Raw genomic sequence first — 25216 nt, forward strand, 5'->3', positions numbered from 1 at the left:
TATCAGTGCTGATCGCTTTCGACAGCCTCTTGATTGGCGTCGCTCTGCGCGGAATGATGTCGCTTCTGGTCACGATCTTGAGTCACTATTCGTATGGCCGATCGTCTTCAGTCAGCTTCCCTGTTCGGTTGCTTCACGAGGTATGCGATGCGTTGTTCTCCCATGAAATGCTTCGGGCAGATAACAAAGACTGGCACCTTATTCGTGGGGCAATGCCGATCTGGCGTTCTCGCACTCCTCCTGCTGTTCTGGAGCGTTTGCGGCCAGGCGGCGGAACCGCTTTCGGAAGCTCGCTTTCTTCCTGATAAGACGGTGGCCGTCGGCACTCTGCGAGTCAGCGAACTCGTCAATTGGCAACCCGTGAAACTGGCCAATGAACTGGGAATGTTCAAAGACGCAGATCTGAGGCCGCTGCCACTGACATTTGACGATCTCACCAAAATCGAACGAATCGTCGTGGCGGTTGACCAGATGTTAGTCAACGAAATCGCAGCCAACGCAGGTTTGAAAGTCCCAGCGGCACCCACGCCCACAACCAAAACGTCCTCTGCGCCAGACACGGTGCTGAACCTCAAGCAGATCGGCTTGGCGTTTCACAACTATCTCGACACACACCAGCGATTCCCCCGCGCGAACGGAGACGGTGCCGGTCGCCAGACGGGATTAAGCTGGCGAGTTCATCTCTTGCCGTTTCTGGATGAGGACGCTCTTTATCGACAGTTTCGACTCGATGAACCCTGGGATAGTGCTCACAACAAAAAACTGATCCCTAAAATGCCAAAGTGCTTTCTTGTAGAAGGTGTTAAAGCAACCGGGAAAACTTCGATTCAAGTCATTACCGGTTCAAAAACCCTCTTTCCCGATGATGCAACCCAAGGGCCTGTTTTTCGCAACATCACTGATGGAACATCAAACACCATTCTGGCGGTGCAAGCTGACCCTGCAACAGCCGTTGAATGGACAAAGCCCGGAGGGCTTCCTTTTGATTCTACTAACGCAAAAGGTTTACTTGGGCGAATCCCGGAATCCGGGCTGTATGTTCTGATCTGTGATGGGACAGTGGGTCGGCTCGATCCGAAAATCTCCGAAACCGATTTCGCTAACTTTGTCACCCCTGCTGGCGGCGTGCCATCCAATCCAGAGGCCTTGACAAGCATTCGTTCCCGCTCCCACGCTTCGTCATCTTCGCGTCTCCCGACCATTGTGGTCACACTGAAAGAGCCATTTGACCTGGCCCGCCTGGAACCACTCATTGAAGAGAAAGTCGTCATTGGCCGGCAGACCCTGTATCGCGCCCAGGAAATGGGCATCTGGCCCGCCACACCTCAGGCTCCCACCACTCTGGTCATCGGAACTTTTTCTGATCTGCAAGCCCGCCTGAAGGCCGGAACCATCTCCCACACGAAGCCAGTCCCCCTGGCCAATCAATTGGATCTGACAGCGGATTTTTCAGTGGTCGTCAGCCTTCAGGCTCAAAAACCCTTGTTGAAGCAATTGGTCGAGCAACAACCCCAACTGGCGCCGCTTCTCGATTATCAAGTGCTGACAAAGCATCTTCGTGTGACCAATCTCAAAGCTGGTGACATCATCCTGAAGTCCTCAGGGACATGCACCAATCCCAAAGTCGCCGCAGCCAGAAGTGAAGAACTGAAGCAGCAGATGCAACTGGTACAAGCTTTCTTACCGGCCATGCTGTCAGAGATCCCCGACGAGAACAGTCGGAAACTGGTTTCCGAACTGGCGGCTGGCCTTAAGTTCGATCTGACGGGCAATACCTTCACAACGACACTGGTGGCCCCGGCGGGAATCGAGAATTTACCGGCATTCCTGGATTCAGCGATTCGATCTGCCGCAGAAGCCGCAAGCACGGCAAGAGAACGCAATACGCTCAAACAAATCGGATTGGCTTTTCATAATTATCATGATGTTTTCAACCGCTTTCCCTCAGCCTCTCGCAGCAGCAACCCTGATGATTCCAAAGCTCTGAGTTGGCGCGTGCATATTCTGCCCTATATCGAAGAAGGCCCACTGTATAATCAGTTCCGTCTTAACGAACCTTGGGATAGCCCCCACAACCTGAAGCTCGCTGAGAAAATGCCCCCTCTTTACAAAGTGAGAGGAGTGACAGAGGCCAACAAAACCTCCCTGCATCTCCTGGCTGGAGAGGGAACGCCTTTCGATCAGGACAAGGCCCCTGCCATGCGAGAATTTGCAGACGGCCTCTCCAATACCGTGATTGTCATTCAGGCAGGGCCTGACAAAGCAGAAATCTGGACAAAGCCCGGCGGGCTGGTCATCGACCCCAATGAACCGATGAAATCACTCGGGAACATCGGCGAGAAAGGGTTTATCGGCCTGTATGGTGACGGTTCTGTCCAGAAAATTTCCGCAACTCTTTCCCCCGAGGTATTTCTCAATCTGGTGCGGCACAACGACGGCAAGTAAGTTCCACCAGCGTAAGGCAAAAGCCACTCAGCAGTGCCGTTTCCCTGATGATCTGTCGCGTTCTGGCGGCGTAAGCCCCATTCGTGGATGAACGATTAGCCTTCATACGCCGCCACGAAGCCAGTAAAGGCCCCGCAAGGGGGAAAACTGGTTTTGACAGATTTTGAAAGGTGGACTAACTTCCCTGTCGCTGCGGGAATACTTCATGGATGAAGTTTTCTGTTGGCTGAATTGGGGAAAGTTGATGAAACAGGGATGTCGTTTGGCTGTGGTTGCTGACCGTGCGGATACGCATGCGGTACTAGACGCGGTTTTGTCGCCTCGTGGCCATAGCGTGACCCGCTTGCGCCGATACAGCGACCTCAATGCCTCGTCAGCCACACAGGCATCGTTCGATCTGGTGGTTCTCGACGCGGACACCATCCCCAAAACAGAGACGGCAATGTCCACAGAGAGCGCTCATCGGCGCGTGGTGATCGGCTCCATGGGGCTGGAACCCAACGAAGGCTCCCGCCTGCTGTCCAAGCCTTTTCACATTGCCGAGCTGCTGCATGCCATTGAGTCGTTGCTCCCAGCCGCCTGAAGCCTGGGGTGAGGTGGCATACAGAAGCATACTTGCTCAGAGCCGCAAGCATGGCACACAAAGCACAGTGTATTTCGTGATGTACGCATATCAGTAGGGCAGGCTCCCGCCTGCCTTCCTGAATGGTTTCTGGCCTTGGAAAGGCAGGCAGGAGCCTGCCCTACATGGACTGTTGCAGATTGAAAATGGGGCCATTGAAAACCGGAGTTTCCAACAGCCCCATTGCATCATCAACTCAGCAGTCAGTGAGCCACATTTCAGCTACTTAGCAACGGCAAGCATCAGACCATCCAGGAAGCCTTTGAGCTGCTTGCTGCGAACAGGATGTTGCAGCTTGCGAACGGCCTTGGCTTCAATCTGACGCACGCGTTCACGGGTCACTTTGAAAATACGGCCGACTTCTTCCAGTGTGTAGGTGTAGCCGTCACCCAGACCATAACGAAGCTTGATGATTTCTCGCTCACGATAGGTCAGCGTCTTCAGGACATTGTCGATCTTGTCCTTGAGCATTTCCTGAGTCGCGGCCATCACCGGGCTTTCGGTGTTGTCGTCTTCGATAAAGTCACCGAAGTAGCTGTCTTCGCTCTCGCCGACAGGCCGATCCAGACTGATCGGATGACGTGAGATCTTCATGACGCGACGGGTTTCTTCGAGTGAAACGCCAGCGGCTTCCGCAGTTTCTTCCAGAGTTGGCTCGCGGCCCATCTCCTGAAGCAGCTTCTTCGCCACCTTCCGGAGCTTGGACATCGTTTCGATCATATGGACAGGGATGCGAATCGTACGGGCCTGATCCGCAATGGCTCGTGTGATGGCTTGCCGAATCCACCATGTCGCATAAGTGCTGAACTTATATCCGCGGCGATATTCGTACTTATCCACAGCTCGCATCAGACCCGTATTCCCTTCCTGAATCAGATCCAGGAAAGAAAGACCACGGTTGCGATACTTCTTGGCAATCGAGACCACCAGGCGAAGGTTACCACCGGAAAGATCCCGCATCGCCTGTTCATACTTGGCAAACCGCTCGCGAACCCGCTCCACGCGTTGACGCAACCCTTCGGGGGTTTCGAGCGTCATCATCATCAGGTCTTGCAGCTCTTTATGAATGTTCGCACGTTCGTCGCGGGCACTCTTGAGATGCTTGAGACTATCAATCTGGCGCTGCAGATCACACATGCGGCGAGAAATCTGCTCCAGCCGCTTCATCGTGGGCTGAAGACGCTGCGTGCGCAAGCTGAGTTCTTCAATCAGCTTGACCATCTTGCGGCGGCGGGTGAGATGGGACTTTTCGGCATTTTTGCGATCTTCCGCCGAGACATTGGCATCGATGGAAACTTCAAAGTCGGCAATGGCCAGCTTGCGAAGGTTTTCAATCGTCTTGAGGTTATGAGGCATTCGCCCCAGAATCTGATTCTTTTCCTTGGATTCCGTGACACTCACCTTGATCGTGCGGTCAAAAGGAAGTTCCCCGACGTTGACCTTCGAGAGCGTGTCGAAGGCCATCTTGAGGGCATAGTCACACTCGAGCAGTTCTTCGCGAAACTGGTTGCGAGTCACTTCGATCGTCTTGGCCAGCGAAATTTCCTTCTCGCGGGTCAGGAGGGGAATCTCACCCATCTGGGTCAGATACATCCGCACGGGATCGTCGATCTTCTTCGACTTTTCCTCAACAACGATGTCTTTGCCATTCTTGGCACGAGCACGTGGCTTTTTCTTTTCTTCGACCACAATGCCTGCCTGATCGTCGGTCACGATCTTCAGGCCCTCTTCCCAGATCGATCCCAGCAGTTCATCCAGCTTTTCTGGATTGAGAGCTTCATCGGGCAGATAGTCATTAATCTGGGAATAGGTCAGGTATCCCTGCTTCTTGCCACGGACAATCAGCTCATTCAGGCCTTGATCGAGTCGATGCACAGAATTCTCCTCAACTGGTCATGATTCGGGACGAACCCGAATGAATCTTCTATTTCCCTGATCACAGAAGCTGGTGTTTGAGAAGTTTCTGAACTCGAGAGTTACAGAACCTCATCCCCCATTTTTGTCATCAGTTTGTGTCATTGATGTTTACGGCAAAAAACAAACAGCAGATCTGGGGAGAAAGCAGCACGGGAGAACATTCTTGTTGGCAATTCGCCATACTCCCGGAGTTTTCACTTGGACTTTTCTTCACAACCAGTTCTGGCACTTGAGTTTCTGTCAATAAACACCCCCTCTGACATGACCCATCCCTGGAAAAAACGAATTCCGTGCGATTCATTGCGCGGAAAGAATTGTCTCACCGTCTTTTAACACAACCCTTTAACACGCCCTCAGAGCCTTTCGTTTCGAGTGAATGTTCACTACGTCGCAAAAAGCCCCAATTGCGGCCTCAGGTCATTTCTCTTGCCGTCTTAATCCTCCTTGATGTTCTTGACGGAATTGTCATACAAGTTATGGCGAATGTCCTGTCAGATCACCAAAACGCCGGCAAATCTCCTGGCATCCCGTGAGTGTCAGTTGATCTTCGCCAACGAAGTATGAACCCTCCATTTCATCTCGTGCGGCCGACTCGTTGCCAGCCGCATTATTGTGTGCTTCAGTTTGACGCCTGTTCGGAAGTTGCAAGTTTTGCAAGTTGCAGTTGTATGTTGCGGAAGTGCTCCATGGGTGGTGAATACGCCTTATCCGGCAAATTCTAGGGCTAAGTCATTGCCCTGTGACATTGTTTTGTGCACCTCCCGCACGTTTTCGATGAAGTAGCATGGCCTGTGCCAAAACGTCCTTTGCCGATAAGCCAAATTTCTCGCTCGCTCCCCCCTGCTGCATTCTGACGGCTTTATGGTGATTGATTTCCCGCCTGAGAATCAGCCGTTCCGTCAGTTGCGCCATCAGGTTCTTCTCTTCAATCATGGCCTCCGAATCGCCAGAAGGGGCAGTATCCTGAGGAGCCAGATCGGGAAAGCCGGGGAGCATCTGAGATTGCCGCTGAATTTCCAGCAGTTCGGCCGCGCTCAAGTGGCTTTCACCTAACCACGCCACCAAAGCCTTCACAGCCGTTGATTCCGATTGTGCCAGCAGCAGATCAAAAGTCGGCAATTCACCATTCTCTGCCAGGTCAAGGCAAAGGCACCACAAGTGCCTGAAAGCGGGATGGTGAAAATCGTCCGAACCGATGCGCTGACCAACCCATAAAAACACGTCCGGCAATTTGAGAAGAAGACGAAAGAACTCGCTTTCCAGCAGATCGTCTCCTGAATGAGATCGCTGGAGGGAATTGACCTGCTCCCGGAGCTGAGTTTCATCGTCAATGAGCGAGATTTCGACTGGATCAACTTTTCGGGGTGGCTGTGAAAAAGTCTTGAACGCATTATCGCCGCGCAGTTCCCGCAATCGTTTTTGCAGGAGTGATTCGCCAACTCCGAGTCGGGAAGTGAGGCGAGAGATCAGATTTCGCTCACGCACCGATCCCGACAACCCCGGAGAGACCGCCATCGTCTCCAGAAGTTCATCAGTCACTCTCTGCCGGGCATCCACGCTGGCCGTGCCGTATCGCTCAATCGTGCGGCGAAGCTTGAATTCCAGAGCTTCAGGAGCATCGCTCATTGCCTGCTCCAACCCGGACAAACCGAATTTCTCGAGAAATTCGTCAGGATCCAATCCTTCCGGTAACGTCAAAATTCTCAGATCCACATCCTGAGCCAGAAAACGCGGCAGCGATCTTTCGGCTGCGTTCAATCCCGCTGTATCGCCGTCATAAATCAGAACAAACTTGCGAGCCAGCCGCTTCAAAACCTGAACGTGGTTTTCTGTCAGTGCCGTTCCTAAAGTGGCCACCGCATTCTTCAAACCATGCTGATGGGACTTGATACAGTCCATATAGCCCTCAGTGACCACGACTGTCTCTGTTTTGCGAATGGCATCGCGGGCCTGATCCAGGCCGTAGCAGAGTCGACTTTTAGAAAACAGCGGACTTTCCGGGCTGTTCCAATATTTCGGGGCATCTTCTTTCACCGGGCGGCCGGGGATCACCCGTCCGCCAAAGGCCACGGGTCGACTGCGTTCGTCACAGATCGGGAACAACAATCGGTCGACAAAGAAATCATAGTGCCCCGGCCCGTTATCACGTGCTCCCACGAGCCGCACCACGGCCAGCGAATCAACGGCATACCGACCACGAGCACGCTCTTGCAACCAGTGCCAGTCGTCGGGGTGGTAGCCTAATTGAAACTGCTCAACAATTTCAGGAGTTAAGCCCCGGCTGGCGATGTAATCTCTGGCGGCACTGGCCTGAGCGGTTCCTTTCAACGCTTGTTGAAACTCTTTGGTTGCCCACGCCAGCACTTCAAACAGATCGCTTTTCCGATTACCCGGAGAACCATCACCGCCATCAAAACCACTTCCATGGTCTCGATGACCGCGTTTGGGCAGGTCGACACCCGCTTTCTCAGCCAGCAGCGACAACGCCTCGGGAAAGGAGAGGTTGTCGTGTTTCATCACATAGGAGAAACAGTCGCCTCCTTCATTGCAGACCCAGCAGCGATAAGTCTGCCGCTCAGGATTTACCTGCATGGAGGGGTTGTGATCGTCATGAAATGGGCAAATACACTGAAAAAGCCGACCACCACGCGCCGGTTGCAAAGAGACAGTTTCTCCAATCAACTGAACAATGTCAGTCCGGGAACGAACCTGCTCTTTAAGCTCATCCCAGGAAACGGCGGATTGGCCCGATAACGTCACTCTGCTGGCTTCCCACGAAAATCAAAAAGTCGTTTCCAACACCTGTTGCAGTACCATCGGGAGTGCGATTCCCTGGCCATCGCTCGTCAATCAATGAGAGACGCTTCCTCCCGTGTTTGTCATTTGACTGTTTTCATGATTTTAAGAAGCAAACGAAAGCAACGCCTCTCATCCGCGTCCCGCTGAAAGGATCATCGCGGCAAACCCCGAGCCGTCAAGTGGACAAACGACCCCAACAGAGTCCATTCGCTGTTTGCCAATCTGAGACACGATACGATTCCATGACGATGGATCGAAAATCACCCGCCATCAAAAAACGTCGCATCGCAATACGGTGAAACATGTTGCGAAAAACTTCCACTATCAATAATCACTCTTTGGGGTAAAACCACTTTCCCGTGATGAATCATCGTCTCCCACAGCCATCTGAGCACCGGCCAACAACGACAGTTGGTTTTCAGGAATTTAACTTGACCATGGTTCATCATCAAATGGTCATCACTCTCTCTATCAACATCTCCCATCACAGCCAATTGCCGCAAGGCGATGACTTCGTATGATATCAGGGGAACATGCACGGTCTCGACCCGTGGTATTGGTCGTTCATCAGACTTGTGCATTAGAGTCAAAGTATAAGATTTGGGTCTCTTCTGTTGTTATGTCCGACAACGGAGGACGTTGCGGCGACATCAACCCGAAGACAAAGCCGTGACACGGCACTCGACCGGGAATTCATACGGGGACTGCCGGATGCCAGATCTTACATGCAAAAGCTGGTTGTGGCTGGCTCCATTGATCGCCTTGGCCAGCTTCATTCTCAGCACCACAGACTCCAGGTTTGTCTCGGTTATTGCCGCAGAACCAGCCTCTTCCGGTCGACTGACAGTGCAGTCTCCTGAAGTTCAGAAGGCGATAGACCGGGCACGAACATACCTTCAAAAATCGACGGATGACACTTCTTCGCTCAGCCTGACGGGCTATGCCCTGGTCAAATCCGGGTCAAACCTCACCGACACCAAAGTGATTCGCGCCATTGACGCTGTTCGTATCCGTTGTGATGGTGACCGTTATCAACCCGGCTCACATCACATCTATACGGCGGCTGTCGATGCCATGTTGCTGGAATCAGTCGGTGATGCAAGCGATCGGCCCCGTATGGCCAAAATCGCAGACTATCTGCTGAATCAGCAAAAAGCTCACGGCGGGTGGTACTACCCTGAACAGACCGATCACTACGGCGACACAAGTATTTCACAATACGGCTTGCTTGGTCTCTGGGCAGCCCGGAGGTTCGGAGTCGTGATCCCGACAGACGCCTGGGAACAAGCCGCCCGGTGGCACCTGAAAACACAAAACAACGATGGCGGTTCGGGATATCATCCGACAGAGATGAATTCGACAGAAACCAAACCCACCATGACAGCAGCCGCTGGCGGAAGTCTGCATGTCGTGCGACTGATGCTGTTTGGCACGACATCGCCGGGAAGAAAGCTTGCCTCCCGCTCGAGTAATGGTAAACGATTTGGTGTGCTGGAACCTGTGATCGAAGAAAAAGCCGACCTCCCGGTGAACGTCGTGCGACCCACTACGCTTGATCCAAAATCGCTGGACGGAGGGATCGAACGCAGCATCAGTGCCCTTGAGAGACTCGCAATTCGCGGCTTACCAAACGACTGGACGTGCTATTATCTCTATGCCATTGAACGCCTGGCCGCACTTTCTGATCGAAAAGAACTGGCCGGGGTCGATTGGTATGACTCGGGCGCTCGCTGGCTGATTCAGCATCAGCAGGCAGATGGATCATGGCGAGACACGTCGGGAAGTTCCCCAGCCACTTGCCTTTCTATTTTGTTTCTGGGACGAGCCACCGCATCGCTGTTTAAGGAAGGACGCGCCCCATCCGTGGGAGGCGGATTGCTGGTCGGTGGACGTGATATTGCCAGCCAACTAAACCCCACTCAGAAAGACCCTGTCAACGCTGCTCAAAAAGCGGATCAAGCGTTGAAATCGCTTTCCAAATCACTTTCAGATCAGGAAGTTGCTGCGGCTCAAGAGGCCATTGTTGCCCAGTTTCAACTGGGCGACCGCGATCAATTGGTTGGCCAGCTGGATCTGCTGAAGAGGTTAGTCAGTGATCCACGAGTCGAAATTCGTCGAACGGCCTGCTGGGCATTAGGAAAGAGCGGGGAGATCGCCGCGATGCCGCTGCTGATTGGCCGCCTATCGGATGAAGACAGCAGCGTGGCGCTGGAGGCCAGCCGCGCGTTGTGCATGCTCGCCAGCGAACCTGGAGGAATCGCGGGCCTGGCCATTGATCCTGTGCGTCACACGCTCAGACGTGCCGAGCGTAGCAACGGAACAAAATTCACCAACCCCCGCGAAGAATGGCAGGAACTTTCCACCAAAGCCTGGCTGGGCTGGTATCTCCAGAGGCGACCCGCCTCTCTGAAATATGATCGGTTAGAAATCGGCCCGCGTGATCGACTGGTCGTCCCTGCCAACTGAACCGCTCAACCACACAACAAGCTGGCCATTCGGGAATTCTTCGTGGAATCCGTATGACAACACATCAGCAAAGAGCAGAAACGCCAACAGCCGCCACAGTTTGTGACGGCTATGCGCTGGTGATGGCTCTAATTGAAATTTAGATTGCCGAGGCGTTGATCTCGGCGACTTCAGGTTTGCCCAAAAAGCGGCCGCCGCTGATAAACATGCCTTTTTCCACGGGCGTGCACCATTCGATCGTCACGTTATAAGTGTATTCTCGTGTTTCACTGGCCATTTTGAGCCGCACATCTCCGGGACTGAGCGCCCCTTTATGCAATAAACCCACGCCATAACGGCTGATTTCTCGCGTCATGGCAGGAATCAGGTTTCCACGACGTGTGGTGATTTCAGCGGGAACAGCCAATTCAATCCGTTCAGTATTACGGATATTCGTCCCCTCCAGCTTGTCAAAGCTTTCGAGGACAGTTTTTAAGTCATGCAGGGATGGTCGTCCCCACGGATCCGTCGCCATGTCATTCACTCCCGGTGCGCGCATTGAAAACGCAATGAGCCTCAACACCCAACCTTAGCCCACAAAGTCAGAGCGTGCGGGCAAGATTGCTCAAGAAGTATTCCGCAAGGAGAGACATTGCGGAAAAGACCTCTCTCCTGAAATGGCGGTACTCCCGAAATGGCGACACTGCAAAATGAATTGACTGCCAAATGAGCTGACCGCCCAACAGGAATAAGACATCCGCCTGAGGCTCTGGCACAGCTATCAATTCAAATTTTCAGGCACTTTTTTGCTCTGGGAGAATCGGGGCCACCCGGCGATTCATGCGACGAACGCCTCCCCACACCAACACAACGGCACAGAGCGCTGCCAACATCCACGGCAAAAGACTCCAGAACCACGACGAGGAGGCAGCTTCCGAAGATGAGGGATTGTTGTCGACAAAAACGTCTTCAAATAACCCCTCAGGCTCTGTGGGCGGAATAAACCGAGAGGCATTGACCGCATCCGTTCGATCACGTTCTGAAACAATAATCACACTTCGCTGAGTCAGAGCGCTTTTCGCAGGTTCAGGCTGACGACCTCTCGCAGCTTCCTGAGTAAACGTATTGCCCAGTTGTTCAACACCCGGTAAATGAAGCGCAGGAAGCATGGGGCCATTGGCAGCGAACCGTTGGTTTTCCGATTTCGTATCGAAACTTTTTGCGGCCTCTTGATCGGTAGCCGCTAAGTCGGAGACCTGCTCACGGCTTACCAAGCCGACCGCCCGGTTCGCACTCACGCTTCCCATGACTGCCGGCGCAATACCTTCTTGCGTAACGCCGGGGTCCACGCTCAATGTTTCAACTCGAGAAATGTCAGCCACCCCTGCATCGGCCAACATGACGGTTCCTGTCGCCAGGCTTTCTCCGTGGGGTGAAACATCCTTTGCACTTGAAGACCCAGCCGTTAAGCCGGCTTTAGTCTCTTTCCCGGAATCTGCTTTCGTTGACTCCGCCATTAAAGTTCCGGCTTCAGGCCGGGACAACGAGATGAGATCCTCAATATGACGAAGCAGATCCAATGGGCGTTCTTCGGTCGGAGAGAACTCGATGCGAGCCCCTTCGCTTAATTCATTGGCGAGTCGGGCAAACCGTTCGGCGGTTTTTAATTCTCCCGCTTCCAACTGGCGCCTGGCATGCTTAACAAGAGACTCAATTCTCAAGCGAAACTCGCCTAATTCTGCGATGGACTTCGTTTTGGCCGTATGAGCGTCTTCTTCCAGTGTTTCGCGAAGCTGGCCCAGCCGGGAATTGCCCGAGGACGGTGTTGTCGTTGATGGTGTCAGGCCATTAGCCGCTTCAAAAGCGGCTGCCCAGTCGTCTGGCGGACTGGTGAGAGGATCAGGAAGATCCTCTTTCAATCGGGCACCCGTTGTTTTGACGATCGCCGCTTCTTCCTGTACTTCCTGAGATTTTCCTCCCGTTTGAGAGGATGAACTTTCTGTCGTTTTTGTGACGGAAGATCCCTCGTCAGTAGCCATGGCGGTAATGGCCTGCTCCGGCTGAGCATTTTCCTGCTTGCCTGCGGCCTGTTGGATCTTCGTTTCGTTAGATGAAGTGGCGTTTTCTTCATCCTCAGGCGCGGCATCGCGAGCCGCCAGTGCGGTTGCGGTATTCGCGGCGACAGTCGGATGTTCGACGACTTTTTCCTGTTCAACGTCTTTGCTCGTTGTCCAGCGGCTGGTGGGAACATGATCCCAGAGCTTGGCAAAGCTGTCGCGAGGATTCTTTGCACACCCCCCCGCGACAAGACAGATCAACGAGAGCACCATCCCCAACCACCAGAAGCGGGAGCGCAGCAACAGTTGGTCACAATGTGCTCTCTCTGGCCGCAATGGAGCGGACAAGCGTTGGCATGCGGGTGGTGTGAGTGTTTTGGATCGCACGCGAAATCCTTCTCGCGTTCTTTTTGGTGGGAATCACTGAGGAAAAAATCCGGCAAAGAATGAATCCCATCGGATTGCATCGGTCAAACTCCATCGCCTGCTCAAGAATTCCTGACGGCCTCTCGAGCAAAGGAAGCCATTCGCAAGGCCTTATCAAAGAAAGACCGGCAGTCTTCGCGCGTTTTTATGGCTTTTCATCGATGACTTTCCTCAGGCGCGAAAACCGCCGAAAGAACACGTCTGGACAGAGCGGGCAGAACAAACGAGACACCACACCACAAGAAAATTCCCACCCACAACACGTCGTGCCTCCCGACGGTCGCTCAACACTCCAAGCCCCGCCACTCTTCACCTCTGTCTTCACTTCTGTTCAGACCAGTCCCCAGCCTCCCATGGGCTTATCCCTGCCAGGCCTTTCGACGTTCTCAACGGCTGCGTCCGCACCAACAAATATCATGTCTTCAACACGACAGGTTGACCCGATGAATCCATTCCAGAATTACGGACGGCTGAGCCTGTTCAGCGTCTTCATGATGACGTGTTTCATTCTGGTGGGATGCACCATGACCGAAATGAAACGGGCCATGTACTATGATCCCGAAGCCAAAGAAGAAAACGCATTGAACGGCGTGGAAGAAGATGAATGGGGCTTTGTTGGCAAACAGGGTCGCAGCGGGAAGGCGCTCGAAGATGAACGCGATCCGCTGAAAAACCTGCTGATGTCCAAAGAGGCTCGCGATATCGAGCGAAACCTGGGTTACAAGTAAGTGCCTATCCGGAAACTCTCAAATCCTTCTCCCTCGAGGGAGAAGGTGGCCGCAGGCCGGATGAGGGGGAGCACGCCGCTCTCGATGAGAGGTTGTCTATTGCAATAAGAAACACGGAAGGTGAATCAGCCCTCACCCCGGCCCTCTCCCGCCAGCGGGAGAGGGAGCATTCTCAGACAGGCTCTCACATGGACGACTGGCCCAGACCTTTGACTGGTCAATATGCTGGGGCATGATGTATCAACTTCGTGCCCTTTACTTAACGATACATAACCGGGCCTTGACCTCGGCAATGTGAGCCGCACAAGCCTTCCGGGCTTCATTAAACCCCTGGACAGTTCGCGCAGGATCCCTCAAGTAATTCAGTACGATGGCTTCGGCTTTGGCAAGTTCGCGGCAGACCTCGGGCACTTCACTGGCAATCTCGAGAGGGATGGTTGAAATCCCATTGCGGTCACCATGTAGCAGATCGCCGGGATAGATGGTCATCCCTCCCACAGTCACGGGAACATTGATTGCCAGAATATGGCAATACCCATGAGCCGCAATCGCTCCTGAAGTAAACGCGGGGAAGTTCAAGGGTGCCACCTGATCCAGGTCGCGGCCGGCCCCTGAAGTGACAATTCCCGTCGCGCCAAAGCTCTTGTATGTCGTGCACATCACTTCGCCAAATGTGGCGGAAGCCACCGGCAGGTCAAGATCCTGAAAGACCACCACCGGAGGGCCGGGGATCTCGGCCATGGCGTCAATCTGGGCACCCATACTGCCATAAGCATCTCCCGACTTGGGCGGCTTCTGGCTGCGAAAGGTGCTTGTCAGAGCAAAACCGACCATGGGAGGAAGAGAGGGAAAGCAAGCCGCAATGGTCGAGTTCATGTAACCTTCGTTGCGGGGGCGAAGATCCCAGAGTTCAATCGCATTGCAAATGGTCGGTGTGTCAAACCTGGCCAATTCGTCCAGAGTTCGTAGCGGAACGTTCGTCGCCATTGGGTATTCCTGATCAGGGCGAGGCATCATGAAAAAGTTAAGTAGCATTCAGGAGTATGAAAACCACGAGCGTTGTTCTCAGACAATTCCCAACTGCTGGCGATAATAATGCACGGTCTTTTCCAGCCCTTCTTTCAGAGGGATTGAAGGTTCCCATTTGAGCATCACTTTTGCCCGACTAATATCCGGGCACCGTTGCCTGGGATCATCCATTGGCAAAGGACGGTGTTCAATTCCTGAGGTGGAACCTGTTGCCTGGAGCACCTGTTCCGCCAGTTCCAGCATCGTGTATTCACCGGGATTACCGATATTGACCGGCCCGACATGCACCCCCTGATCCATGAGTGACATGATCCCCCGCACCAGATCGTCCACATAGCAGAACGAGCGTGTCTGGCTCCCTTCACCGTACACAGTCAATGGTTCCCCCTTGAGTGCCTGTGTGATGAAATTCGAGATCACACGCCCATCGTTTGGATCCATCCGTGGGCCATACGTATTGAAGATTCGCACAATACGAATTTCCAGTTGATGGGCCAGGTGATAGTTCATGCACAGCGACTCAGCGACACGCTTTCCTTCGTCATAACAACTGCGCGGGCCGAGAGGATTCACATGCCCCCAGTAATCTTCCGTCTGGGGATGGATATTAGGGTCGCCATAAACCTCCGAGGTGCTGGCTTGCAAAATCCGTGCTTTGCACCGCTTGGCCAGTCCGAGCATGTTGATCATCCCCAATGTTGAGGTTTTGATCGTTTTGATCGGGTTATACTGATAGGCCACTGGCGAAGCCGGGCATGCCATGTTGTAGATGCGGTCGACATCAAGTGTGATCGGATGAACAATGTCATGCTCGATCAACTGAAAGTTCGGGTGCTCTTTCAAATGAGCAATGTTCGCCATGCGGCCGGTGAAAAAGTTATCGAGGCAGATCACTTTGTCGCCACGTTCAATCAGTCGGTCACAAATGTGGCTGCCGACAAATCCTGCTCCACCAGTTACCAGCACTGTCGATGTCACGAGATACCGCCTGTCATCAAAAACGTGGAATTGCCCGATCGAAACTTATCCAGATTCCTATTGTTCAGTGAATAAGGGGAGCTTCGCAAGCGCGAGGCGATAGAGGAACACATCGCATAATCAATCAAAAGACGTGGGATCAAGGGATTGATCGATCACTGATGGACGCAATCAGGTCGTTTCAGCTTCTGGACAAGCTGGCATAATGAAACTGTTATGACAAATTTCTGTGTGAAATTCCCTGTGAACTTGTCGGAAAACGCTCACTCTGGTGAACTGGCTCCTGATCAAATAAGCTGATTGCAAACTACGGCGTATGGGAGGCGTCTTCTTGACAGAACGATGTGATCCCCATGAACAACCCAACTTGGCAACACTCTGACTGATTTGAAGATTATGGCTCACGTCAACGACAACTACCTGAAGCTTAAAGCGGGTTACCTGTTTCCTGAAATTGGCCGTCGTGTGGCCAGGTTCGTCAAAGAAAACCCCGAAGCGAAGGTCATTCGCATGGGGATCGGCGATGTGACCGAGCCGCTTCCCGGCGCCGTCATTTCAGCCATGCACAAAGCCGTCGATGAAATGGCCCAACGGGCCACCTTCCGAGGCTACGGCCCCGAGCAGGGATTTGATTTCCTGCGGGAAGCCATTGCCAAACACGATTTCCAGTCGCGCGGTGCGAACATTTCCGCCGACGAAATTTTCGTCTCCGATGGCTCAAAGTGCGATACGGGCAATATTCTTGACATCCTTGGCAAGACCAATGTCATTGCCGTCACCGATCCGGTTTATCCCGTCTATGTCGATACCAACGTGATGGCTGGCCACACGGGAGAAGCGAATGCGGGTGGACAATATGCCGGGCTGGTTTACCTCCCGATGACCGAAGCCAATGGCTTCGTTCCCGCCATTCCCGATCAGAAGGTTGACATTGTTTACCTCTGCTCGCCGAACAATCCCACCGGGATGGCCGCTAAGAAGGCCGATCTTGCCAAGTGGGTGGAATATGCCCGCGCCAACAAGTCGTTGATCTTCTTCGACGCCGCCTATGAAGCCTTTATCACCGAAGAGGATGTTCCGCATTCGATCTATGAGATTGAAGGGGCCTCCGAATGCGCCATTGAATTCCGCAGCTTCAGTAAAACCGCAGGATTTACTGGGACTCGCTGTGCTTTCACCGTTGTCCCCAAGGGTTTGAAAGCTCAGGCGAGTGACGGCACCGAGATCGAACTCCACAGCTTATGGAATCGTCGTCACTCAACCAAATTCAATGGCGTTTCCTATATCGTGCAGCGGGGAGCCGAGGCGGTTTATTCCGAAGAGGGACAAGCCCAGGTTCGCCAACTGGCCGACTTCTATATGGAAAACGCCCAGCTGATGTGTGCTGGCCTCCAAAAAGCAGGTCTGACCGTCTTTGGTGGCGTGAACGCTCCTTATGTCTGGCTGAAGACACCCCACCATCTTTCCAGTTGGGATTTCTTCGACCAGTTATTGTCGAAAGCCCATCTGGTCGGTACACCAGGATCTGGCTTTGGCGCTTCAGGTGAAGGGTATTTCCGCTTGAGTGCGTTCAACAGCCGTGAAAACGTGCTGGAAGCCATCGAGCGCGTCAACCGTTTTGTGCAAGGATCGCGCTGATGAACGCTTTGTTTTCTCAGACACCGTTTTCCCAGACTCCTTCGCCAGCTTCCAGCTTGAAGAATCTCTATCGTCCGGGCCAATTCTCGCTCTCGATTGAGATTTTTCCACCGAAAACCAGCGAAGGAGAAGAGTCCCTCCGGCAGGCGCTCGCAGAGCTGTGCTCCTATAGCCCGGCGTTCGTTTCCTGCACCTATGGAGCGGGTGGCTCTACTCGTAATCATACGCTTGACTGGTGCCGTGAAATTATTCAAACGCACGGGACGGCTCCGACCGCCCACTTCACCTGCGTGGGCAGCAGCAGCGATGAGTTGATCGACTGGCTGGGACAAGCCTGGCAGTTGGGCGTGCGGAACATCATGGCCTTACGCGGTGATGTCCCCAAAGGGGAAACAAGTTTCAAGGCGGTGGAAGGTGGTTTCAGCTACGCTACTCAACTGGTGGAACTCATTCGTCGTGAGTTTCCCGATATGGGGATTGGCGTGGCAGGCTATCCGGAAAAACATCCCGAAGCCTCTTCTCTGGAGACGGATATCGGGTTTCTCAAAGAGAAAGTTTCAGCCGGCGGAAATGCCGTCTTCACCCAGCTTTTTTACGACAACGACACTTACTACCGGTACTGGGAAGCCTGCCTGGCTCAAGGGATTGATGTCCCGCTGATTCCCGGCGTCATGCCCATCACCGAGTATTCCCGCGTGAAGCGGATTGTCGAAATCAGCGGCACCAAAGTCCCTCAGTCATTGCTGGAACGCCTCGAACAGGCCCACCAAAAAGATGACAAAGCCGCCCAGCTGGAAATTGGCGTCGACTACTCCATCCGCCAGTGCCAAGATCTCATCGATCACGGCGTCCCGGGCCTGCACTTCTATGTTCTTAATAAGGCCCACGCCACCAGCCAGATTTTCCAGGCCTTGGGCCTGAAAAGCGAGGCGTCGCCAGTTTGAGCTTTGGCCTCATCGCCTTCTCTCATCCACAGATCCTTCATATGCCAGGCATGTGAAGGATCTGTGTTCGTTTGAACCCTATAAACCCATATCCAAAAAACGATACGCCATTCCTCCGGTTATGGCCTTCGATGTCAGTGACTCATTCTTAAGTGAGTTGTTACTCCTGTTTTGCGTCGTGTTTACCATGTTGTTCAAGCTCTTCTGGCATCTGCGAGTTAGTCAAACTTCTATGAAAAATGCGCTTTTCGCAACATTTCAGAGGAACTAATCAACGAATAATGATATTAAATATCATTACTGTCACATCTGAAGTTGCCTTCTGCAACGTGAGTCAATTTTTCATGATCAATCGCACACTGGTCTCTCATCGGTTGTTCCGCACAAAATTCCCTTTTCTGTTGCTTGCCGCACTTTGCCTGGCACCTTGCATCAGTGGTTGCGGAACCGCAGATCCTCTTGGCCGCAAAGCTGTTTCAGGGAAAGTCTCCTGGGAAGGTGCGCCTCTCAAGCAGGGAGAAATCCGCTTCGAGCCGATGGGTCTGCAACCCGGCGATAAACGCACCGCATCCGGCGCGAGCATCAAAGAGGGAGCGTATTCCTTGCCAGCCAGCACAGGACTACCACCTGGGAAATACATGGTCGCCATCACTGCGACTGAAACAGTCCCAGTCATCACCTCCAAAGATCCGGAGGAAGCCATGACGCTAGCCAGCCAGCAACCACTGCCTAAACAGTTGATTCCTGAACGCTATAATCGCAAAAGTGAATTAACGATTGAAGTCGCAGCCAATGGCTCTAACCAGTTTCCTTTCGAATTGACTGAGAAGCCTGCATTAACTCCACCAACTAAAAAATAGCCGGCTTTGTGCAGCAACATCTCACTGATCCCATCTACTATCGCCAAATTTTTCACCACCAGATCGCGATTGCGTTGTCTGGTGGTTGATTTGATTCCTGTCACGCCTTTTCGTTTTTTCTCTCTCTTGTCTGCCAATTGTGAGGTACAGCATGCTCCGCACACGTCGAATGGGATTCACCCTGATCGAGCTTCTGGTCGTTATCGCCATTATTGCGATTCTCATTGCTCTGTTGCTTCCTGCAGTCCAGCAGGCCCGCGAAGCGGCACGCAGAACTCAATGCCGCAGTTCGCTAAAACAAATCGGCTTGGCGATGCATAACTATCATGATGTCTTCAATTCGTTCCCCATGGGCGGGAATGGAGCCGATAATGGCGTCACCGGCGGCATCACCGATCAGAATCAAAGTGGTCGTGTCTGGATCCGAGCCATCATGCCTTACATTGATCTGGCAACAGCCTACAACAGCTGGAATGAAAACATTCAATACAATTCCGGTACTAATAGAAATATCATCACCAAAACGTACCCTGTCTTTCTCTGCCCAAGTGACACTGCATCCAAGACTTGGAACGATGTTCCTAACTACAACTATGCCGTCAACTTGGGGAATACAACCACCACCCGGCTCTCGCCTTTCAATGGTGTCAACTACATGGCCTCGCCGTTTAACACAACAACTGACGCGACACCTGGGAATGTCGGTTCAAAAAACTGCAAAACGACTAAAATGTCGGATTTCATGGACGGAACAACAAACGTGATGCTGGTCGCTGAAGTTCGCCAGGGGCAGAACACTGCACCATCTCCTCAAGATCTCCGCGGCATGATCTGGTATGTGCCATTTGTTGGCTTCACCGCCCACAATCCGCCCAACACCACTGTTCCCGATCGACCCATGAGTTTTTGTATTCCCACCAATTCAGCGATTCAGTTGCCTTGTGCTAATAGTGACTCCGCGAATCCGATCATGTTCTCGGCTCGCAGTCGGCACACTGGCGGCGTGCATGTTCTTCTGGGTGATGGCTCAGCCCGCTTCGTCAGCCAGAACATCGACCTTGGCACCTGGCGCAATCTCAGCACCATTGCCGATGGCCAGACGCTGGGCGAGTTCTAATACGAATCCCAGGATATAACGGCGCATGTGCGTGCCAAGGTTGCGGTATTCCTCGTTGGGATTGATTGATTAACTCCTCTCCCATTCCGATGGGAGAGGCTGGGTGAGGGCGAGCTGGAGCTTAAAAGGCGATTAGTAAATACTCCAGATCAATAGGCACCCCTGGCACACTTCTCTATTAAGAAAGCCTATTGGAAAATCCCTCACCGGGCACCGCGTGCCACCCTCTCCCGCCTGCGCGGGCTGTCGTTTATACACAACTTTTTCGCCACCTGAACCGCACCATGAAATTGGCATGGGTGGCCCATACCACCTTGCGGCCGTTACCTCAACATCTGGCACACAGCCAAGGGAATTCATGGGGTTGATACTGTCCAAAAGTCATAGAGCAGGCTTCCGCCCCATACCGTTCGTCTCCCTTCGATCTCTTCCGAATTCCTTCGCGCTCTTCTTTTCTTCGCGGTAAAAATTCTTTGACTCACCGCCAAGGCGCGAAGAACGCAAAGGAGTCATTCCGATGAGCAGGTTTCTCCCAGGCCGGAACTCCCGTGGGTTGATCTGGTCATCACCCCTTGATGGTGTCAATGCCGTGCCGCTTGCTCAAGGGAATGAGAAATTTATGTGTAAAAGACAGCTGCGCGGGCGAGGGTTTCTTTTAAGGCACAACGCGGATCTGGAGTCGGCCGGGGAGTTTCCGGGCATAGACATCCATTCTCAGTACGGGATCGCCGGTCGATTCATCCAGTGAATCTGCCGTCATTCTCAAATGGGCGATGCTGGTGCGACCGCTCGCCGCCACTGAATCGAGTGGATACCACTGGTCTCCCAGTTTGGCTTCCGTCCAGGCATGGAGACCAAAAGCCGCTTCATTGGGTACATACACCAGCCCCATCACAAACCGGGAAGGGATGCCCTGTGTTCTCAGCAGGGCGGCCAGCAATGTCGCATGCTCGGTGCAATCTCCCGATTTACTCTTGGCGACTTCAGCCGCTGAGGCCAGCGCCGTAGACAGGTTCTTTGTGGAAATGGTCTTGTGAACATACTGACTCATTGCCAGAGCCTGCTCGCGAATATCATCCTTACGATCCTGACGCACAGTCGCCATGGCAGCACTCGCCAGTTGTTTTACATTCGGATCCTCTGTCTGCAGCAGCAAATTCCCCTGAAGGTAAACTTTGTCAGGAGATTCCACGGGACTGAGTTGGCGTCCTGCCTGATTCCAGTCGGGAACCCGAATCGTCAGACGGACGGTCTCCCGGTCGATGACTTCTAATGATTGCCCGGGGCCACTGCTCAACAGGCGAGCCAGATCTTCTCCCGGCAGTTTGAGTTCATAAGTGAGTTCTTTCCTCGTCGGCCAATCTTTGGGGAGCTGTGCCTTGATTAGTGTTAGCGACCCAATTTCCGGGCCAGTCCCTTCAATAGGCAGGAGTGCCTGTTCCCGGGATGCCAGATAGGTAAACATCTCGGTTCCGAAGATCCCCATCCGGGTGACGACGGCTTCCCCATCGCTGTCGACATAAATCGTGATCGGCGAATCTTCGATCAAGGAGATCCTGGCCGTCACTCGGAGTAGCTTCTTCTCCTGACGATCCAGATTCATGATGGGCACCAGTTCTTTGGCTTGAAGATCAAGGGTTCCTGCCGAGCGGAACTCGGGAAAGAAAATCTCCAGCCGTCGCTTTTCGCCTTCTTTCAAAGGTTGAGACCTCAGAAATTCATCCTGATACGCAGGTGATCGCCATTGAGGATTCCAGGGAATGGTGGCCTTCTGTGTCTGTCCCCCCAGCGTACTGATCAACTCGCATTTGTCCCCGGTGATTGTCCCTTCCAGAATCGCGGAGTCTGCGGGAGGGTTAGCCTGTTTATGGGTGAAACGTCGGATCTCACCGGCGTCTGTCTCAACGGTGACCGTCGAGGATTCCAGAACAAGCGGTGTCCCGAAGCGAGTCAATTTCAACGAGGTCGATTGCTCACAACGAACCAGTGCCTCTCCCGTCGGTGACGTGAATGTCGTCCGTGTGCCCGATTGATAACCCGTCCTCTTCCCTTGCAGATAAATCACACCCCAGACGGAGCGTGTGCTGTCAGATGCCGTGGGACTTTTGGTCGCTGGTGGGTTCTCAGGATTCGCCAGAGCCTCAGTGATGGACAGATCGGCTGCCAGCCACAGCAAGAGTACCGCCAGCAACCGCTTCATCTTCCAGCCCCAGCCCTGATTGTGAACGAAGATCAGCGAACGAGCGAAAGAGTGCTGACATCGTTCTGGCAGACATCGTCCTGGCTGACATCGTCCTGGCTGACATCGTCCTGTCGGTGAGATTTCGTCCATGATGCCCCAAATGCCGAGGAGTTTGCGGATTGGATTGCCGCTGCCGATTGTAGCGAAGACATCGCCTCACTGAAGATGATTTTGATCACGATTTCGCTCATTCATGAGGCAAACGGAGAAGATTTCTCAAGTCACGCCGCCTTCCCGCAACAACAAACCACGGGATCGTTGCCCGCAAACTCCACCCCTGTTGCCGCCATGCACCATTCCCCCCTGTAGGATCATCCGGCCAGGTCGTTGACGGATTCGTGACCTCTTCGAGATCTCATTTCCGATGGCCCCGGGATTCATGTGCTAGGTTTGCGTGTTCACATTGATGTTGCGGTGACACCCCTTCTCGCCGCCTGACTAGATCAACAGCACCGGATGAAGTGAGACACGAACCATGGGGTTCCTGAAGAAGTTCTTCAAGAATACTTATCGCGACGGCGGGGTGCGTCACGGCAAAAGCAGCTTTGACAACCTGGATGACGAACAGCTTGAAGCTCATCTGAATATTGCCAAATATGGCTCATTTATGATGACAGATGCCGTTCGTCCCTCATATGACCTGCAAGTCGTGCCAAGGGCCGGCTATCGTCACGATGCTTATCATGACAAAGAAACGGGAATCAAAATTCCCGTACTGATGGCTTCCGTTTCCAAGGAGCAGCTGCTCGATGTTTTCATCGATCTGATGGCACCTTTAGGTGATGAAGTCGATGTCGTGCTGGAGACCAGTCATGAACGCCGGGGCGGGCATGATGACCTCTATCGCGAGAGCATCGATATTCCGATCCTCAAAAGCACACTCTACGATTTTGAGGATCTGCTGCTCAACGATGGCTGCACCGGACTGGCCGTTCTTAACCCGAATATCCCCCTGGAAATTCAACTGGATGAGCACAAGCTCATTATTATGTACGGCCAGGAATTGGTGGATTTCAAAGACATTCTCGATGACTACGGCCTGAACTGTAGCGAAGAGATGAAATTCATTACCGAAGCCGAGCACGTCCATTCGTCGTCAGAAGATTTCTCGCGTCAGTTCCGCCAGCTTCAATACCGCCTGGGGATCGATGACGAGTGAGCCTGTGATTCACCCAAGGGATAAAGCGGGAGGCTTTGCCCCTTACACATCCACCGCTATCGGGTAGTCGAGTGAATGTGCCAACAAAAGAGGGTTGGCACGTCGCTTAGGCCTCACCCGCACGATGCCTGATGGTCTTTATCGTTCGTTTCCATGTTCATGAGTCGGATCGGCTTCGCCCCTCGAAGTCGGTGGATGTACTTTGACGGAGGGATCCTTGAAAGTCTTACCCATGTTGTCATTTGTTACCGCTGCCGGTCTGGGTGTGATGTGGTGGTCATCCGAAAACGACATCAAGCTGCCCGATGGGGTTGCCACACCACTCCTCGTGGCACGGGCACGAATCCCTGAAGAACCTGCGGAGACTGCCCCCGCCAGGCTCAATACAGTGGCCTCGCGGCCACTACTCCCAGAAATTCAGCCCATTTCTTCAGCAAAAAAACCATCTTCATCCGATGTTGTTTTGAGTATGGATGACTCTGGCTCACCTTCCGTTGCACTGGGAGAATCGGAGCCGTTGTTGATGGCGCTTTCCAAGCCGCTGCCGGCAACATCTGAACTCCATTCTGTCTTTTCCGATCCTGCGGCGGCCCCTTATACACCGCCCACACGGTCGACTCCCGCAATATCACCCGAAGCACCTGTTGAGGCACCTGCCACAAAACGCACCAGAAGCATCCCGCGCCGTCTTACCAGCCAGCCTGTGACAAAAACTCCCGTTGAAGAAACCACTGCTGTTGAAAAACCAGCGGCCACCTTCGGTTCAATGATCGAAGGCATTTTGTCGACCGCTCCAGCAGAACCTGTGATTACGCAAAAAGCAAAATTTCCAGAACCAGTCGCCCGCCCTGTCTCTCAAGAAGATTCACTGCTGGGACGATGGGAGATCGCGTACAAATCGACCGATGGCTTGCCAATCTATGTCCGCACCATGGGACGGGGAGAGTTCTCAACTTTGGTGATCGCCGGGATTGAAGGCACAGACCGTGTCTCGGTTCGCTGGGTCGATAAGCTGGCAACGGCACTTTCCAAGAACCCTCAGATGCTGAACACCTGCCGGATCACTCTGGTTCGTGCGGCTAATCCTGATGGACTGCAAGCGGGCAAGCGAACTAACGCAAATGATGTCGACCTGAACCGCAATTTCCCGACAGCGAACTTCTCGCGTGGTCAAACCAGACGAAGTGGTGATGCTCCGGCCAGTGAACTGGAAACCCGGGCCATCCTGCAAATGATGGCTTCCAATAAACCCAACCGCGTCGTCATCCTTCGCTCGACACCTGCTCGAACGTCGGAAGTGATTCATTCCATGGCTGCCAAGGAGATTGCCAATCACCTGATGAACTCTGCCAAATGGACGCCTCACCTGCTGATGTCGCCCGATTGGCCAGGATCATTGGAAGTGTTGGCTGATGAAACTATCGGAGCACAGGTGGTCTCATTGGGACTGACGCAGGGAAATGACCCGAACGCCGAGTTCGATCGCCATCTCCAGGGACTGATGGTGTCGGTCGCGGGACAGGGAGGCGAAACGCTTTCACCCATGGCGAAGAATCGACGCTTTCAGGAATTGGAAAACCTGATGACACAGAGTGCCCGCACGCCTGTTGCTCCTGAAACGTCTGTTGAAACTCCCAATATGCAGAAATACCGGCTGAACAATCAGGGGGTTCCCACATCGGCACCACATGGCGCGCCACCCATCGGTAAACCACGCGGCTATCAGGAACTTCCCCCGCCCCCACCATCACGCACCTGATCCGATCTGGAACATCTCACCTCATTTGAGCCTGACGTTCCTCAAAAAAGC

At 53.3% G+C, this 25216-nt stretch carries 18 protein-coding genes; 10 read left to right on the top strand and 8 right to left on the bottom strand.

What is annotated here, in order from left to right; translation table 11 throughout:
* The first annotated feature begins 147 nt into the window (after window positions 1–147).
* Entirely contained in the window at window positions 148–2445 is a 2298-nt protein-coding gene (locus SH287x_RS15855; protein ID WP_479515357.1) for a DUF1559 family PulG-like putative transporter, read from the top strand.
* A 244-nt stretch (window positions 2446–2689) separates the two neighbouring features.
* Window positions 2690–3028 (top strand): hypothetical protein, encoded by a 339-nt coding sequence (locus tag SH287x_RS15860; protein ID WP_479515358.1) that lies wholly within the window; start codon window positions 2690–2692, stop codon window positions 3026–3028.
* A 261-nt stretch (window positions 3029–3289) separates the two neighbouring features.
* On the opposite strand, the gene rpoD is transcribed toward SH287x_RS15860, so the two are convergent.
* Together rpoD and dnaG are read right to left on the bottom strand one after the other, a co-directional pair.
* Window positions 3290–4942, bottom strand: coding sequence for an RNA polymerase sigma factor RpoD (gene rpoD, locus SH287x_RS15865; RefSeq protein WP_479515359.1), 1653 nt, complete (start codon window positions 4940–4942; stop codon window positions 3290–3292).
* A 771-nt stretch (window positions 4943–5713) separates the two neighbouring features.
* Window positions 5714–7744 (bottom strand): DNA primase, encoded by a 2031-nt coding sequence (gene dnaG, locus SH287x_RS15870; protein WP_479515360.1) that lies wholly within the window; start codon window positions 7742–7744, stop codon window positions 5714–5716.
* A gap of 750 nt (window positions 7745–8494) precedes the next feature.
* Between dnaG and SH287x_RS15875 the strand changes: the two genes are divergently transcribed.
* Window positions 8495–10249, top strand: a complete 1755-nt coding sequence (locus tag SH287x_RS15875) for a HEAT repeat domain-containing protein (RefSeq protein WP_479515361.1) — start codon at window positions 8495–8497, stop codon at window positions 10247–10249.
* Between the two features lie 139 nt (window positions 10250–10388).
* Here the strand turns inward: SH287x_RS15875 and SH287x_RS15880 are convergent, their stop codons facing one another.
* Together SH287x_RS15880 and SH287x_RS15885 are read right to left on the bottom strand one after the other, a co-directional pair.
* Complete coding sequence (locus SH287x_RS15880) at window positions 10389–10763, bottom strand: PilZ domain-containing protein (protein WP_479515362.1); 375 nt, start codon at window positions 10761–10763, stop codon at window positions 10389–10391.
* A 259-nt stretch (window positions 10764–11022) separates the two neighbouring features.
* Window positions 11023–12672, bottom strand: coding sequence for a hypothetical protein (locus SH287x_RS15885; protein WP_479515363.1), 1650 nt, complete (start codon window positions 12670–12672; stop codon window positions 11023–11025).
* 455 nt (window positions 12673–13127) lie between these two features.
* On the opposite strand from SH287x_RS15885, the gene SH287x_RS15890 reads away from it, so the two are divergent.
* Entirely contained in the window at window positions 13128–13439 is a 312-nt protein-coding gene (locus tag SH287x_RS15890) for a hypothetical protein (RefSeq protein ID WP_479515364.1), read from the top strand.
* 255 nt (window positions 13440–13694) lie between these two features.
* Here SH287x_RS15890 and SH287x_RS15895 read toward each other — a convergent pair whose 3' ends face one another.
* Complete coding sequence (locus SH287x_RS15895; protein WP_479515365.1) at window positions 13695–14426, bottom strand: RraA family protein; 732 nt, start codon at window positions 14424–14426, stop codon at window positions 13695–13697.
* A gap of 78 nt (window positions 14427–14504) precedes the next feature.
* Window positions 14505–15446, bottom strand: coding sequence for a UDP-glucuronic acid decarboxylase family protein (locus SH287x_RS15900; RefSeq protein ID WP_479515366.1), 942 nt, complete (start codon window positions 15444–15446; stop codon window positions 14505–14507).
* A 396-nt stretch (window positions 15447–15842) separates the two neighbouring features.
* Between SH287x_RS15900 and SH287x_RS15905 the strand changes: the two genes are divergently transcribed.
* The 4 genes from SH287x_RS15905 (at window position 15843) to SH287x_RS15920 (ending at window position 20005) form a co-directional block, all read left to right on the top strand.
* On the top strand, window positions 15843–17084 hold the full coding sequence (locus SH287x_RS15905; protein WP_479515367.1) for an LL-diaminopimelate aminotransferase: 1242 nt from the start codon (window positions 15843–15845) through the stop codon (window positions 17082–17084).
* The gene (gene metF / locus SH287x_RS15910; RefSeq protein WP_479515368.1) at window positions 17084–18028 is read left to right on the top strand and encodes a methylenetetrahydrofolate reductase [NAD(P)H]; all 945 of its coding nucleotides are present in this window, start codon (window positions 17084–17086) and stop codon (window positions 18026–18028) included. The genes SH287x_RS15905 and metF overlap by 1 nt, the downstream gene beginning before the upstream one ends.
* 344 nt (window positions 18029–18372) lie before the next feature.
* Window positions 18373–18888 (top strand): hypothetical protein, encoded by a 516-nt coding sequence (locus tag SH287x_RS15915; protein WP_479515369.1) that lies wholly within the window; start codon window positions 18373–18375, stop codon window positions 18886–18888.
* Window positions 18889–19039: 151 nt separating this feature from the next.
* On the top strand, window positions 19040–20005 hold the full coding sequence (locus SH287x_RS15920; RefSeq protein WP_479515370.1) for a DUF1559 domain-containing protein: 966 nt from the start codon (window positions 19040–19042) through the stop codon (window positions 20003–20005).
* A gap of 655 nt (window positions 20006–20660) precedes the next feature.
* Here SH287x_RS15920 and SH287x_RS15925 read toward each other — a convergent pair.
* Together SH287x_RS15925 and SH287x_RS15930 are read right to left on the bottom strand one after the other, a co-directional pair.
* Window positions 20661–22205, bottom strand: coding sequence for a transglutaminase-like domain-containing protein (locus SH287x_RS15925; protein WP_479515371.1), 1545 nt, complete (start codon window positions 22203–22205; stop codon window positions 20661–20663).
* Between the two features lie 32 nt (window positions 22206–22237).
* Window positions 22238–22426, bottom strand: coding sequence for a hypothetical protein (locus SH287x_RS15930; protein ID WP_479515372.1), 189 nt, complete (start codon window positions 22424–22426; stop codon window positions 22238–22240).
* Window positions 22427–22722: 296 nt separating this feature from the next.
* Between SH287x_RS15930 and SH287x_RS15935 the strand changes: the two genes are divergently transcribed.
* Together SH287x_RS15935 and SH287x_RS15940 are read left to right on the top strand one after the other, a co-directional pair.
* The gene (locus SH287x_RS15935) at window positions 22723–23406 is read left to right on the top strand and encodes a hypothetical protein (protein WP_479515373.1); all 684 of its coding nucleotides are present in this window, start codon (window positions 22723–22725) and stop codon (window positions 23404–23406) included.
* A gap of 232 nt (window positions 23407–23638) precedes the next feature.
* Window positions 23639–25165 carry a DUF2817 domain-containing protein gene (locus SH287x_RS15940; protein ID WP_479515374.1) on the top strand — a complete coding sequence of 509 codons (1527 nt, stop codon included), beginning with the start codon at window positions 23639–23641 and terminating at the stop codon, window positions 25163–25165.
* Window positions 25166–25216 lie beyond the last annotated feature (51 nt).

Source organism: Planctopirus sp. SH287 (assembly GCF_056500625.1).